Genomic DNA, 13399 nt, shown 5'->3' with positions numbered 1-13399 from the left:
CACTTTCTGAAATTTTTGATTGTGACCGTCCGCCCGCAGGGCCTCTTGACGGTCAGCGGCCGTCGCCATAAGCTTTTCGTATAGCAAAAGAATTATTCCGAAATGTGGAAAAGCATCGCTCGGAAGTATCTTAGGAAAAGGAGGATCAGATGTCCCCGCAGGACCAGTACCCGGCCACCCAGGCCACTGCACCGGCCCAGCCAGCCGCGCCTTCAGTCCCGGAGTTCTACCTCCCCCGCGGCGGCGGAGCGGATCCGGATTTTTATCTTCCCGCGGACCGTACACACGCGCCGGGCCGGATCTCCCGCTGGATCCATCGGCTTCCGGTCTTCGGCAGGCGGCCGTAAGCAGGTGCTAAGCGACACCCGAATCGCTGTATGACGCGCAAATGGTCTGGCGACACCGGTATTCAGGTGTCGCCAGGCCATTTGCGCGTCGCCGGGGCATTTCTGCGTCGGCACACCATTTCCGCGTCGTCAGATTCCACCGGAGCCCGGAGTGCGCGCCGCCCGTGTCAGGCCCCTGGGCGCCCCGGCCACTCCTTGCCCGCCCATGGGTCGTAGTCAGCGATGAGCTCCTCCTGCGGCGGACGGCCCGCCTCGGTGACGTGCTGCAGGTTCACCCGCACCCTGTACCAGAGCGAGCTCGACCCGCGCATACCGTCGATCAGCACATCGGCGGGGTGCAGGGCCGGGACCACGTCCGCATGCCGGGACTTCCACTCCTCTAGCGCGGCCAGTGCCTCGGGCTTGGTTTTGGTGCGCGCCACCTCGATGAGCGGCATCACCGACTGCCGGCGGCCGGAGCTGTCACCACTGCGCGGCGGCTTGTCGGCGGGACCCAGCTCAGCAGCCAAGGCGAGAAGCCCGTCGAGCGTGCCGACCGCGTCGTTGATGCCGGTGTGAGGATCTCCCAGATCAGTGAAGCGCTCAGGCACTGTCCGCACCGTGAACTGTTCCGGCCGGGCGGAGCGGACCTCGTGCCATCCGAGCGGGGTCGAGACCCGGGCATCGGGCAGGGGGCGGACCGAGTATGCCGATGCCACGGTGCGGTCCTTCGCATTCTGGTTGAAGTCAACGAACACACTCTCGCCGCGCTCCTCCTTCCACCACCGCGCGGTGGCGAGGCCGGGAGCGCGGTTTTCGACTTCCCGGGCTAGCGTCTCGGCAGCGAGCCGCACGTCGCGGTAAGACCACTGCGGTGCGATGCGCACGAGAATGTGGAGTCCCCGCGACCCGCTCGTCTTTGGCCACCCCACGAGTCCGACGTCGTCGAGGACCTCCTGGGCGACGTACGCGACGTCGACGATCTGGGACCAGTCGACCCCCGGCATTGGATCGAGGTCGACCCGGAGTTCGTCGGGGTGTTCGAGGTCCTCGGCGCGCACCGGATGCGGGTTCAGGTCGAGGCAGCCAAGATTCACCACCCATGCCAGCCCCGCGGCGTCGCGGATGACGGCTTCCTCCGCCGACGTCCCGGACGCGTAGTGCAGTGTGGCCGTGTCGATAAAGTCGGGGTGGTTTTCGGGCACGCGCTTTTGGAAGAACGGCTCCGCGTCGATGCCCTTCGGGAAGCGCTTGAGCACCATAGGCCGGCCGCCGGCGCCACGGAGCGCGCCATCCGCGACGTCCAGGTAGTAGCGCACCAGGTCGAGCTTCGTCAGCCCGGGCTCAGGGAACACCAGCTTGTCCGGGCTCGAGATGCGGACCTCGGTGCCGTCAATCGTGAGGATCTCGGCCGGCGTCTTCGACGGATTCATGCCGCCACGCTAGCAGCAGGTCCACTCCATTTCGACGGTTCCCTGCACACTCGGTGGTTTGAGCCATCGTGTGAGCAGGGAACCATCGAAACGGCGGAGAATCAGGCGGAGAATCAGCCGGCGATCAGCCTCCGCGCCGCCGCTGAATGCTCTGCGATGAGCAGGCCGAGGTCCAGCCCGGGAATCTGTCCGTCCACCACCCGCCACTGGCCGCCCACCATCACCCGGTCCGCGCGGTCCGCGGCGCACAGCAGCAGGGCTGCGACGGGATCGTGGCTGCCGGAGAACCGCAGGTCATCCAGCCTGAAGAGCGCCAGGTCGGCCTGCATCCCGGGAGCCAGCTGGCCGAGGTCGCTTCGCCCGAGCACTGCCGCCGACCCGCGTGTGGCCCAGCCCAGTGCCCGCTCCACCGGCACCTGCGCGCCGTAGCGCAGGCGCTGCAGGTACAGCGCCTGCCGCGCCTCGAGGATCATGTTGGAGGCATCGTTCGACGCCGACCCGTCCACGCCGAGCCCCACGGGGGCTCCCGCGTCCTCGAGTTCCAGGACGCGCGCGACGCCGGACGCCAGCCGCATGTTGGAGGTCGGGCAATGCGCGACGGCGGTGCCTGCGGCCCCCAGCCGGGCGATCTCGGCATCGCTGAAATGGATCCCGTGCCCCAGCCATGTCCGCTTGGTCAGCCAGCCCACGCTGTCCAGGTAGTCCACGGTGCGCAGCCCGAACATCTCCCGGCAGAACTCCTCTTCGTCCAGGGTCTCGGCCAGGTGTGTGTGCAGCCGGACATCCAGCCGTTCGGCCATCAGTGCGCTCTCGGCCATGATTTCCTTCGTGACTGAAAACGGGGAGCACGGTGCCAGCGCTATCTGGATCACGGCACCTTCGCCACGTTCGTGGTACTGCCCGATCAGGCGCTCGCTGTCGGCCAGGATCACTTCCGGGGCCTGTACCGTCGACTGCGGCGGCAGGCCGCCGTCGTTCTCTCCCAGGCTCATGGAGCCGCGGGTGAGGGTTGCCCGCATTCCCAGCCGGCGGACCGCCCCGACTTCGATGTCGATGGCGTCTTCCATGCCTGCCGGGAACAGGTAGTGGTGGTCGGCCGCCGTGGTGCAGCCGGAGAGCAGAAGCTCGGCGAGGGCCACCGTGGCGGCGAGTTCGAGGTCCCGCGGTGTGAGCCGCGCCCAGACCGGGTAGAGGTTCTGCAGCCAAGGGAACAACGGGGCGTTGGCTACCGGCCCCCACGCCCGGGTCAGCGTTTGGTAAAAGTGGTGATGCGTGTTGATCAGGCCCGGCAGGAGCACGTGCCCGCCGGCGTCGAAGATCTCTTCGCAGGGCGCGGACGGGTGTTCGCCTGCGCCAAGCACCTCGGTGATCCTGCCTCCGCAAACCACCACGCCGCCCGAGGCGTCAAGGGTGTTGGCGGAGAAGGCGGCCAGCGGATTGCGGATCCAGAGCCGGGATCCTGCGTCCGTGGGTGTAACGGGGTGTGAAGCTGCTTGGGCCATGGTGGGTTCCTGTCTGAGCGTGCCAATGAAATGCCAGCTCAGTGGTGCCCTGTCTGCTGATCCAGGGGCCCGCCGGCGGTGCGGCGGTAGGGCCAGCGTAGGGTCGGCAATCCGGTACGTCAACGTGCCGATTGTGACCAGCAATTGCCAGAGCCCACCGTGACGATTCGGAAACCCAGATTTCACATCACGAAATTAACTTTTCAAAAACTATGGCGCAGGCCACACTCCGATGCTAATCTCGATGTTGCCAAAGGCGGGCACCCGGAGACCGGGAAGCTATCTACCAGGCGCAACTAAACCTTCAAAGCACATGCTGAAGCCTGGTATCCGTCGCAACTGGTATTTGATCCCGCCACGGGGTACCGGCTTCCACTCCAAGGGAGCGCATCATGAGTACCACCGTCACGGCCGAACATTTCCTGGCCAGGTCCATCGAGCTTGCAACCGCGAACGTCCTCAACAGCGGAGGGCCGTTTGGCGCGGTCATTGTCACCGCCGACGGCCAGGCGTTCGACGGCGTCAACCGCGTCACCGCCACCAACGATCCCACCGCCCACGCCGAGGTCACGGCAATCCGCCAGGCCTGCAGTGAGCTGGGGACCTTCGACCTTCGCGGAGCCACCCTGTATAGCAGCTGCGAGCCCTGCCCCATGTGCCTGGCCTCGGCCTTGTGGGCACGCATCGACCGCGTGATTTTCGCGGCGGACCGTCACGACGCCGCCTCCGTCGGCTTCGATGACGCCGTTTTCTACGAGTACTTTGACAACGCCGACCGGGACGCCCTCATGCCGGTCGCCAAGCTGGGGCTCGAAGGCACGTCCCCGGCCATTCTCGAGCCGTTCACCACGTGGAACACGCTCGATTCCAGGATCGACTACTAGAGGCTGTGGTTCCAATGACCATCCTTGACACAACCCCCGACGGCCCCGAGACCCCGGCCACGCACGCCACGCCCAAGCCGGGCCGGCAGCCCGCACAGTCCGGAACGGATCCCAGGAACCGGCCCCCGGCGTCGAACGCCTTCCTGGACCGCTTCTTTCACATCACCAAACGCGGCTCAACCCTGGCACGCGAACTGCGCGGCGGGCTGGTCACGTTCTTCACCATGGCGTACATCGTCATCCTCAACCCCCTGATCCTGGGCGGCTTCAGCGCAGACAACGCACCAACAGATGTGGCAGGCGGCTGGCTGTCCGCTGCACAGGTCGGGGCGGTCACGGGGCTCACGGCCGGCGTCATGACGATCCTCTTCGGGCTGATCGCCAACCTGCCCTTCGGGCTCGCCGCCGGACTCGGCATCAACTCCTTCCTCGCCGTCGCCGTCATCCAGGAGGTCACCTGGGCCGAGGCCATGGGGCTCGTGGTCATCAACGGCGTCCTGATCGTGCTGTTCGGCGTCACCGGCGCGCGGACCGCGATTTTCCGCGCCGTACCGAAGGAGCTCAAGGCAGCGATCACCGTGGGCATCGGCCTGTTCATCGCCTTCATCGGCTTCGTGGACTCCGGCTTTGTCCGCTCCACCGCAGGCGGGCCTCCGGTCCAGCTGGGGGATAACGGCTCCATCACCTCCGTGCCCACCCTGGTGTTCATCGTGGGCCTGCTGGCCATGGGCATCCTCGTCGCCCGCAAGGTGCAGGGCGGGCTGCTAATCGGCATCGTGGCCACCACCGTGCTGGCCGCCGTCGTCGAAGCCGTGTTCCACATCGGTCCGGCCACCAAGGACAACCCCGGCGGCTGGCACCTGAACACGCCGGTCCTATCAGGCCAGCTGGTTTCGGCGCCGGACCTGGGCCTGGTTGGCCAGTTCGACCTCTTCGGTGCCTTCGGCAGGATCGGTGCGCTCGCGGCCACCATGCTCGTCTTCACCCTGGTGTTCACCAACTTCTTCGACGCCATGGGCACCATGACGGGGCTCGCCAAGAGTGCCGGCGTAGCCCACAAGGACGGGACCTTCCCGCGGCTCAAGTCGGCCTTCATCGTGGAAGGCGTCGGCGCAGTGGCCGGGGGTGCGACCTCCGGATCCTCCAACACCGTGTACATCGACTCAGCGGCGGGCATCGGGGAAGGCGCCCGCACCGGGCTGGCCTCGGTGGTCACCGGCATCCTGTTCCTCGGCTCCATGTTCCTCACCCCGCTCACCAGTGTGGTGCCGCTGGAAGTGGCCGCGGCGGCGCTGGTTGTGGTGGGCGCGATGATGATGGCGCAGATCCGCGAGATCAAGTTCACCAAGTTCGCCGTAGCGCTGCCCGCGTTCCTGACGATCGTCACCATGCCGCTGAGCTACTCGATCGCCAACGGCATCGGTGTGGGCTTCGTGTCCTGGGTAGTAATCGGGGCGGCCTCCGGCAAGGCGAAGAAGATCCATCCGCTGATGTGGGTGGTGACGGCGGGATTCCTTGTCTACTTCGCCCGGGGCCCGGTCAGCGCGCTGCTCGGCGCGTAGGGGCCGGCATAGACCGGACCGGGACAGGCAGATGGGGCCTGTCCCGGTCCACTTACGGTCCACCCCATCTCACGGTCCATCCAACGTGAATCCGTCCTCACACCCTTCCGCCCAGCCGCAAGCCCACTGATGCCCCGCGGCGGGTGATGCTTCCCCCCGCCACTGATAGGAACGAGAATATGGAAAATACCGCAGCCCAGGAAAAGGGAGTGCTGCCATGCTGGATCTGATGCCGTCCCTCGCCGGGTGGTTGCCGGCGTCCTCGGGACAGCGGTGCGCCGTTGCCACCGTGGTGGGAACCAGCGGCTCCGTGCCGCGCCCCATGGGCACCTCCATGATGGTGTCTGAGTCAGGTGAGGTTCTCGGCAGCCTCTCCGGCGGGTGCGTGGAGGGGGCGGTGGTAAAGGCCGCGCTGGATTCACTGCGCGACGGCGGCACGCGGCTTGAGCTGTTCGGCTACAGTGCTGCGGACGCTTTCGCGGTCGGCCTCACCTGCGGGGGCCAGCTTGAGGTCCACATCGAACCTCTGGACGCGCTGGGCGGGCCCTACCTTGGCGAACTGCTGCAACGGCAGGCGCCGGAAAGTCCCTTGGCACTCATCCGCAGGGTGGACCGCAACGGGAGCGGCGCCGTCGTCATTCCGGATCCGTCCACGTTCAAGGCGGCGGAATCCGCCGGGCTGGCAGCACTCCTCGGCCTTAACGGCCCGCGCCGCGGCCCGAAAAACGGTGGCCCGCCAAACGGCGCGGATGCCGGCGCCACCGGCCGCGCATTGGGGGCGGCCGGAGCGCAACTGGACCCCTTGTTGCGCGCAGGACGCACGGGCCTGGTCCGGCTCGCACCCGCCGGAGGCTGCTTCACGGCGACATCCGGTCGGGAAGGCTCAGGCATCCCACAGCCGGAGCCCGTCACGCTCCTGGTGGAAAGCCGCCTGCCGCCGCCGCGGATGCTGGTGGTCGGCGCCAACGACTTCGGGGCGGCCCTGGTGCCGGCGGCGAAGCTCCTCGGGTACCGCGTGACACTCGTGGACGCACGCCCTGCCTTTGCCTCCCAGGACCGTTTTGCCGCCGCGGACGACGTGGTGGCGGAGTGGCCCCACCAGTACCTCGCGGCCGAGGCAGCCGCCGGAAGAATCGACCCGCGTACGGCCATCTGCGTGCTCACCCACGATCCCAAGTTCGACATTCCGCTGCTGGAAAAGGCGCTCGCACTGGACGTGGCCTTCGTCGGAGCGATGGGCTCGCGGCGCAGCCACCGGCAGCGCGTGGACGAACTTCTGGCCTTGGGCGTAACGCCGGAACACCTGGCCCGCCTCCATTCCCCGATCGGGCTCGACCTGGGAGCCGTCACACCGGCGGAGGTGGCCGTCTCGATCACAGCCGAGCTGATAGCCGCCCGCACCATCACCGCCGGTGGCGGGGCGGCCACGTATGCCCCGCTGCGGGACGGCGCCGGCCCCATCCACCACCTCAGCGCAGACGCTCCCACAGAAGCCACCGCCATAGACGGCACCTCCAGAGAAGGACACGAGACGCCATGGACATGAACACCATCGAGGCCGTGGTCCCCACCACGGACCCCGCCGAATGGCGCGCCGGTGACGCCTGGCTCGCAGGCGGCACCGTGCTGTTCTCCTATGGCAGCTACGCGTTCGGCGCCGAGCCGCTCCGGCGGCTACTGGACCTTGGCTCGGCGGGCTGGCCGGCCATCACAGTGACGGAAAACGGAATCGAGCTGGCTGCCACGTGCACTGTCGCGGAGCTCTATGCCCTTCCGGATTCGGCGCAGGGTGCCGGCAGAGCCGGTGAGTGGCCCGGCCTTGACCTCATCCGCCCGTGCTGCGATTCCTTTGTGGCCTCCTTCAAGGTGTGGAACATGTCCACGGTGGGCGGCAACCTCTGCACCTCCCTGCCGGCAGGGCCCATGATTTCGCTCTGCGCCGGCCTCGACGGCACAGTCAGCATCCTCGGCCCGGGCGGCTCCAGCAGGGAGCTGTCCGTGACGGACCTGGTGACGGGGGACGGGCAGAACGCCCTGGCGCCAGGTGAGCTGCTCCGCAGCATCCGGCTCCCCTCCGCTGCACTGACCGCACGCGTGGCATTCCGCCGCCTCTCACTCAGCAACCTCGGCCGTTCCGGGGTGCTGCTCATTGGAAGGCTCGACGCCGGCGGGCAGCTGACGCTCACGGTCACCGCCGCAACGAAACGGCCGGTACAGCTGCCTTTCGGCCATGTGCCGGACGCCGCCGAACTCAGCCACGGGCTGGACGAAGCCATCCCGGACACCCTCTACCACGACGACATCCACGGGCTCCCCGAGTGGCGCCGGGACATGACCTACCGGCTGGCCGAGGAGATCCGCGGCGAACTTGCCGCGCCGGAGGGCGCCCGGCCCGGAGCGGTCTCCGGCGACTTCTGGCCGCCGGAACGGCACGTCCCCCACACGCAGCGAGCCCGCACACCGTCTGGCCGCACACCGCCCGCCCCGAAGAAAGACGCCTGAGCATGACCATCGACATCAACGGAGTACCAGCCGGTACGGCGCCGCGCCCGGGCCAGTGCCTGCGCACTTTCCTGCGCGAGCAGGGCAACCTGGGCGTCAAAAAGGGCTGCGACGGCGGCGACTGCGGAGCATGCACGGTGCACGTGGACGGCACGCCCGTGCACAGCTGCATCTATCCGGCAGTGCGCGCCGAAGGCCACGCCGTGACCACCATCGAGGGGCTGGCCGGCACCGTGGGAAACTCGGGCGCCGTGAATGAAGGCACAGGGAATGCCGGCACCGCGGGGAACGACGCCCTGCATCCGATGCAGCAGCAGTTCCTGGACCGGCAGGGCTTCCAGTGCGGCTTCTGCACTGCCGGCATGGTCATGACCGCCGCGACTTTCGACGAATCCCAGAAGGCGAACCTGCCCCGGAACCTTAAAGGCAACCTTTGCCGCTGCACGGGCTACCGCGCCATCGGGGACGCCATTTGCGGGCGCGAGGGGCATCCTGACCCGCAGGGCCCGGGATCCGGCGTCGCCGGGAAAGGCCAGCCGGAGCCGACGCCGGGGCAGCTCGGGGACGACGTTCCCGCCCCGGCCAGCCGCGCCGTGGTTACCGGCCAGGCCCGCTACACGCTGGATGTGCCGGCAGATGAACTTCAGGGATTGCTGCACCTGAAGCTGCTGCGCTCGCCGCACGCGCACGCCCGGGTGCTCTCCATTGATAAGGCCGCAGCCCTGGCGGTTCCGGGCGTGGTGGCCGTCTTCACCCATGAGGATACGCCGGCCCAGCTTTACTCCAGCGCCCAGCACGAGCTTTACACGGATGACCCCGATGACACCCGCCTGCTGGACGACGTGGTGCGGTTCCGCGGGCAGCGGGTTGCTGCCGTCGTGGCCGAATCGGTGGCAGCGGCGGAAGCGGGCGTCCGGGCGCTGGACGTGAGGTACCAGGAACTGCCGGCCGTGTTCACACCCCAGGACGCCATCCTGCCCGGAGCGCCGGCGATCCACGGGGACAAGGACGGTGCCACGGCAAGGATCAGCCGGCCCAAGGAGAACGTGGTGGCCGAACTGCATTCGGAACTCGGCAGCGTGGAGGCCGGATTCGCGGAGGCAGACATCGTCCACGAGCAGACCTACCGGACGCAGCGTGTGCAGCACGTGGCCCTCGAAACACACTCCTCCATCGCCTCCGTGGACGAGGACGGGCGGCTGCACATCCGCACGTCGAGCCAGGTACCGTTCCTGGTGCGGCGCACGCTCTGCCGCCTCTTTTCGCTGCCGGAGGAGCAAGTCCATGTGGTGGCAGGCCGTGTGGGCGGCGGGTTCGGCGGCAAGCAGGAGGTGCTCACAGAGGATATCGTGGCGCTCGCGGCCCTGAAACTGAAACGGCCGGTGCAGCTCGAGTTCACCAGGACCGAACAGTTCACGGCCAGCACCACCCGGCACCCGTTCACTATCCGGCTCAAGGCCGGCGCCGCGAACGACGGCCGGCTCACGGCACTGCAGCTGGACGTGCTCACCAATACGGGAGCCTACGGAAACCATGCCCCGGGTGTCATGTTCCACGGCTGCGGGGAATCCCTGGCCGTGTACAAGTGCGCGAACAAGAAGGTCGATGCCCAGGCGGTGTACACAAACACGGTTCCCGCCGGCGCGTTCCGCGGCTACGGCCTGAGCCAGATGATCTTCGCTATTGAATCCGGGATCGACGAACTGGCCGCAGGCATCGGCATGGATCCGCTCGAATTCCGCCGCCGCAACATGGTCCGCGAGGGTGACGACATGCTCTCCACGCACTCCGAGCCGGAAGAGGACGTTCACTACGGCAGCTACGGGCTGGAGCAGTGCACGCGGCTGGTGCAGGACGCCTTGGAACGTGGCCGTGAGCGGTACCGCGATGCCGGGCTGGACGACCTGGGGCCGGACTGGGTCACCGGCGAGGGCACCGCGCTGTCCATGATCGACACCGTCCCGCCGCGGGGGCACTTCGCCCATGTGAAGCTCAGGCTCCTGCCGGACGGGACGTACGCCGCCGACGTCGGGACCGCCGAATTCGGCAACGGCACCACTACGGTCCACGCCCAGCTCGCGGCCTCTGCGCTGTCCACCTCGGCGGCGCACGTGGCCGTCCGGCAGGCGGACACGGACCTCATCGAGCACGACACGGGCGCGTTCGGTTCTGCCGGAACGGTGGTGGCCGGCAAGGCGACGCTCGCTGCGGCAGAGGAACTGGCGGTAAGGATCCGTGCGTTCGCCGCCGGGGTCCGCCAGGTCCAGGCGTCGGGCTGCGTGCTCGACGGCGACGCCGTGGTTTGCGAGGGGACCCGCGTGCCGCTGTCGGACCTCGCGCACGAGGCCGCGGAGGCCGGCGTCGAGCTGGTGGCCGAAGGGCGCTGGGGCGGCACGCCCCGGTCCGTCGCGTTCAACGTCCACGGTTTCCGGGTTGCCGTCAACACCGGGACCGGGGAGCTGCGGATCCTGCAGAGCGTGCAGGCCGCGGACGCCGGCGTCGTGGTGAATCCGCGGCAGTGCCGCGGCCAGATCGAAGGCGGCATCGCCCAGGCGCTGGGCGCCGCGCTGTACGAGGAGGTCAGGGTGGACGACGGCGGCCGCGTCACCACGGACATCCTCCGCCAGTACCACATCCCGTCCTTCGCGGACGTGCCGCGCAGCGAGGTGTATTTCGCCGAGACCAACGACAAACTGGGACCGCTCGGTGCGAAGTCCATGAGCGAAAGCCCCTTCAACCCGGTGGCGCCTGCCCTGGCCAATGCCATCAGGAATGCCACCGGCCTGCGGTTCGCCGAACTGCCGATTGCGCGGGACAAGATCTATCTGGGGCTGAAGGAGGCCGGACTCGTCCCGTCACCATCAAGCCCGAGCCTTTCAGGCAACATATAGTCGGGGAATGGAACAACGGACTTTAGGCAAAACCGGACGGGACGTCTCCGTCGTCGGACTTGGCACGTGGCAGCTCGGTGCGGACTGGGGAAACGTTGACCCGGCGCAGGCCCGGGCCGTCCTTGCCGCCTCGGCGGAAGCCGGCGTGACGTTCTTCGACACCGCCGACGTCTACGGGGACGGGCGGAGCGAGCAGGCCATCGGGGCATTCCTGGCGGACAATCCGGGGCTGGAGCTTACTGTGGCCACGAAGATGGGCCGCCGGCTGGAGCAGCAACCGGAGAATTACAACCTCGCCAACTTCCGCGAGTGGGTGGACCGCTCACGGCGCAACCTGCGTACTGACTCCCTCGACCTGGTCCAGCTGCACTGCCCGCCCACTGCCGTCTACAGCAACGCAGAGGTCTACGACGCCCTCGACACCCTCGTCTCCGAAGGCGCCATCAAGAATTATGGCGTCAGCGTGGAGCGCACCGACGAGGCCCTCGAAGCGATGCGTCACGAGGGCACCGCGTCCGTGCAGATCATCCTGAACGCCTTCCGGCTCAAGCCGCTGGATGAGGTGCTTCCCGCCGCCAAGGCCGCCGGCGTGGGAATCATCGCGCGCGTGCCCCTGGCTTCGGGGCTGCTGTCAGGCAAGTACACCAAGGACACGTCGTTCGCCGCGGACGACCACCGGAACTTTAACCGCAGCGGCGATTCCTTCGACGTCGGCGAGACATTCTCCGGCGTGGACTACGAAGTGGGCCTCAAGGCCGTGGCCGAATTTGAGCAGCTGGTGCCGGAGGGCACCAGCACTGCACAGGCGGCCATCGCCTGGATCGTGGCCCAGGAGGGCGTCACCTCGGTCATCCCCGGGGCCCGCACTGTGGAGCAGGCGCAGTCCAACGCTGGCGCGGCCGGTGTCCGTCTCGGTGAGGAATTCGACGACGGAGTGCGCTGGATTTACGACCATTACTTCCGCGAAGCAATCCACCCCCGCTGGTGACCTGTGGCGTCGTCGGGCTTCGAAGGCTTTATTGACCGGCTCGCCGCTGTGAAAACCCCGCCCGGTTGCACTAACTTCTTCGACCACTCAACGTCCGCGAACGCCCTGCGCCGGCAAAATCTGGCGGCGTATTTCGGGGAAATGCGTTACCGGGCACCGAAGGTACTGCTGGTGGGCGAAGCTCCGGGCTTCCGGGGCATGAGGATTACCGGCGTTCCCTTTACCAACCGCACCATGTTCCAGGGGCCTGCCAATCCCCTCGGGCTGTTTGGGCCAGGGAAAGGGTATGTGCTGCCGCCCGACGGCGCCGGCGTCGCTGCGGAGCCGACGGCGACCGTGATGTGGGAGGTCCTGGCCGAGCTCGACGTCCTCCCCCTGCTCTGGAGCGCCTGCCCGTGGCATACGCATGTGCCGGGACAGCCGCTGTCCAACCGCACACCGACGCCCGCTGAGGCAGCTTTGGGCATCCCGTTCTGGCAGGAGCTGACCAAACTTTTTCCCATCGAAACAGTCGTGGCAGTGGGAAACGTAGCGCACCGCAGCCTCAGCGGCAGCGGCCTTAACGTGCCAAAAATCAGGCACCCCGCCCACGGCGGCAGGGCCCGCTTCAAAGAGGGGCTGCAGGAACTTCTCGCAGCGGACATGCTGCAGCAGCTGCACCAGCAGTCCAACTAGTCGAGCAGGTGCAGCTGGTCCGGGGTATCGAGGTCTTCCCCGCCGGGCTGACCTGAGCCCGGCGGCGGCGTGCAGTCCACCAGATCTATGAGCTCCGGGCGCGCCTGCAGGAAGTGCCGGGCACCGGCGTCGCCTGTTGCGGAGGCCCCGGCTTCGGCACGCAGCGAGGCGTCCAGGAGCAGCGGATGCCCGCGCCGGAGTTCGCCTGAGGCGTCAGGGTAGGCGGCAGCCGTGACGCGCCCGGGCCGGTGGGCCTGCAGCAGCCGAGCCACGGTATCCGGCGTCAGTCCCGGCTGGTCGACGAGGGCCACAAGCACATGGTCCCCGGGCCGGGCTGCGGCGAGGCCCAACTTCAACGAACTGCCCATCCCGGACGGCCACTCCGCGTTGTCCACCACGGCATGCCGGCGGAGGTCCGTTGACGCCCGCACAGCCGGGGCGCCTGCTCCGAGGACTACCACCACCTCGCGGCAGCCGCCGTCGGACAGCACGTCGGCCAGCACCTCAACGAGGGTACGTCCCCGGAACGGCAGCAGGGCCTTCGGGCCGCGGCCCAGCCTGGTGCCGGCCCCCGCCGCGAGAAGGACGGCGGTGGTGGCCGGCGCGGGGTTGTCTGCCATGTCCCCACCTTAGGAC

General features: G+C 67.9%; 11 protein-coding genes. 8 read left to right on the top strand and 3 right to left on the bottom strand.

Annotated elements, in window-relative coordinates; genetic code table 11:
* The first annotated feature begins 149 nt into the window (after window positions 1-149).
* Complete coding sequence (locus AC5RUM_RS15085; RefSeq protein WP_494035678.1) at window positions 150-347, top strand: hypothetical protein; 198 nt, start codon at window positions 150-152, stop codon at window positions 345-347.
* 167 nt (window positions 348-514) lie between these two features.
* Here AC5RUM_RS15085 and ligD read toward each other — a convergent pair whose 3' ends face one another.
* Together ligD and AC5RUM_RS15075 are read right to left on the bottom strand one after the other, a co-directional pair.
* Window positions 515-1759 (bottom strand): non-homologous end-joining DNA ligase, encoded by a 1245-nt coding sequence (ligD, locus tag AC5RUM_RS15080; RefSeq protein WP_494035677.1) that lies wholly within the window; start codon window positions 1757-1759, stop codon window positions 515-517.
* 113 nt (window positions 1760-1872) lie between these two features.
* On the bottom strand, window positions 1873-3261 hold the full coding sequence (locus tag AC5RUM_RS15075) for an 8-oxoguanine deaminase (protein ID WP_494035676.1): 1389 nt from the start codon (window positions 3259-3261) through the stop codon (window positions 1873-1875).
* Between the two features lie 392 nt (window positions 3262-3653).
* Here AC5RUM_RS15075 and AC5RUM_RS15070 point away from each other — a divergent pair, with 392 nt between their 5' ends.
* The 7 genes from AC5RUM_RS15070 to AC5RUM_RS15040 all read left to right on the top strand — a co-directional run bounded on the left by AC5RUM_RS15070 (window position 3654) and on the right by AC5RUM_RS15040 (window position 12763).
* The gene (locus AC5RUM_RS15070; RefSeq protein ID WP_494035675.1) at window positions 3654-4145 is read left to right on the top strand and encodes a nucleoside deaminase; all 492 of its coding nucleotides are present in this window, start codon (window positions 3654-3656) and stop codon (window positions 4143-4145) included.
* Between the two features lie 14 nt (window positions 4146-4159).
* Complete coding sequence (locus AC5RUM_RS15065; RefSeq protein WP_494035674.1) at window positions 4160-5707, top strand: NCS2 family permease; 1548 nt, start codon at window positions 4160-4162, stop codon at window positions 5705-5707.
* A gap of 217 nt (window positions 5708-5924) precedes the next feature.
* Window positions 5925-7253, top strand: a complete 1329-nt coding sequence (locus AC5RUM_RS15060) for an XdhC family protein (RefSeq protein WP_494035673.1) — start codon at window positions 5925-5927, stop codon at window positions 7251-7253.
* Window positions 7244-8209 carry an FAD binding domain-containing protein gene (locus tag AC5RUM_RS15055; protein WP_494035672.1) on the top strand — a complete coding sequence of 322 codons (966 nt, stop codon included), beginning with the start codon at window positions 7244-7246 and terminating at the stop codon, window positions 8207-8209. The genes AC5RUM_RS15060 and AC5RUM_RS15055 overlap by 10 nt, the downstream gene beginning before the upstream one ends.
* 2 nt (window positions 8210-8211) lie before the next feature.
* The gene (locus AC5RUM_RS15050) at window positions 8212-11100 is read left to right on the top strand and encodes a molybdopterin-dependent oxidoreductase (protein ID WP_494035671.1); all 2889 of its coding nucleotides are present in this window, start codon (window positions 8212-8214) and stop codon (window positions 11098-11100) included.
* 7 nt (window positions 11101-11107) lie between these two features.
* Entirely contained in the window at window positions 11108-12088 is a 981-nt protein-coding gene (locus tag AC5RUM_RS15045) for an aldo/keto reductase (protein WP_494035670.1), read from the top strand.
* A 3-nt stretch (window positions 12089-12091) separates the two neighbouring features.
* Window positions 12092-12763 (top strand): uracil-DNA glycosylase, encoded by a 672-nt coding sequence (locus AC5RUM_RS15040; protein WP_494035669.1) that lies wholly within the window; start codon window positions 12092-12094, stop codon window positions 12761-12763.
* Here the strand turns inward: AC5RUM_RS15040 and nboR are convergent.
* Window positions 12760-13383 carry a nicotine blue oxidoreductase gene (gene nboR, locus AC5RUM_RS15035; RefSeq protein WP_494035668.1) on the bottom strand — a complete coding sequence of 208 codons (624 nt, stop codon included), beginning with the start codon at window positions 13381-13383 and terminating at the stop codon, window positions 12760-12762. The two genes, AC5RUM_RS15040 and nboR, sit on opposite strands and share 4 nt — an antisense overlap.
* Window positions 13384-13399: the final 16 nt, after the last annotated feature.

Source organism: Arthrobacter sp. B2060, assembly GCF_059090445.1.
Note: the sequence above shows the minus strand (reverse complement) of the source record. Positions and strands in the feature narration are given on the sequence as shown.

What these genes read in the sequence shown, in the direction of transcription:
- AC5RUM_RS15085 (WP_494035678.1), top strand. Translation starts at nt 150, where the DNA reads ATGTCCCCGCAGGACCAGTACCCGGCCACCCAGGCCACTGCACCGGCC.
- ligD (WP_494035677.1), bottom strand. Translation starts at nt 1,759, where the DNA reads ATGAATCCGTCGAAGACGCCGGCCGAGATCCTCACGATTGACGGCACC.
- AC5RUM_RS15075 (WP_494035676.1), bottom strand. Translation starts at nt 3,261, where the DNA reads ATGGCCCAAGCAGCTTCACACCCCGTTACACCCACGGACGCAGGATCC.
- AC5RUM_RS15070 (WP_494035675.1), top strand. Translation starts at nt 3,654, where the DNA reads ATGAGTACCACCGTCACGGCCGAACATTTCCTGGCCAGGTCCATCGAG.
- AC5RUM_RS15065 (WP_494035674.1), top strand. Translation starts at nt 4,160, where the DNA reads ATGACCATCCTTGACACAACCCCCGACGGCCCCGAGACCCCGGCCACG.
- AC5RUM_RS15060 (WP_494035673.1), top strand. Translation starts at nt 5,925, where the DNA reads ATGCTGGATCTGATGCCGTCCCTCGCCGGGTGGTTGCCGGCGTCCTCG.
- AC5RUM_RS15055 (WP_494035672.1), top strand. Translation starts at nt 7,244, where the DNA reads ATGGACATGAACACCATCGAGGCCGTGGTCCCCACCACGGACCCCGCC.
- AC5RUM_RS15050 (WP_494035671.1), top strand. Translation starts at nt 8,212, where the DNA reads ATGACCATCGACATCAACGGAGTACCAGCCGGTACGGCGCCGCGCCCG.
- AC5RUM_RS15045 (WP_494035670.1), top strand. Translation starts at nt 11,108, where the DNA reads ATGGAACAACGGACTTTAGGCAAAACCGGACGGGACGTCTCCGTCGTC.
- nboR (WP_494035668.1), bottom strand. Translation starts at nt 13,383, where the DNA reads ATGGCAGACAACCCCGCGCCGGCCACCACCGCCGTCCTTCTCGCGGCG.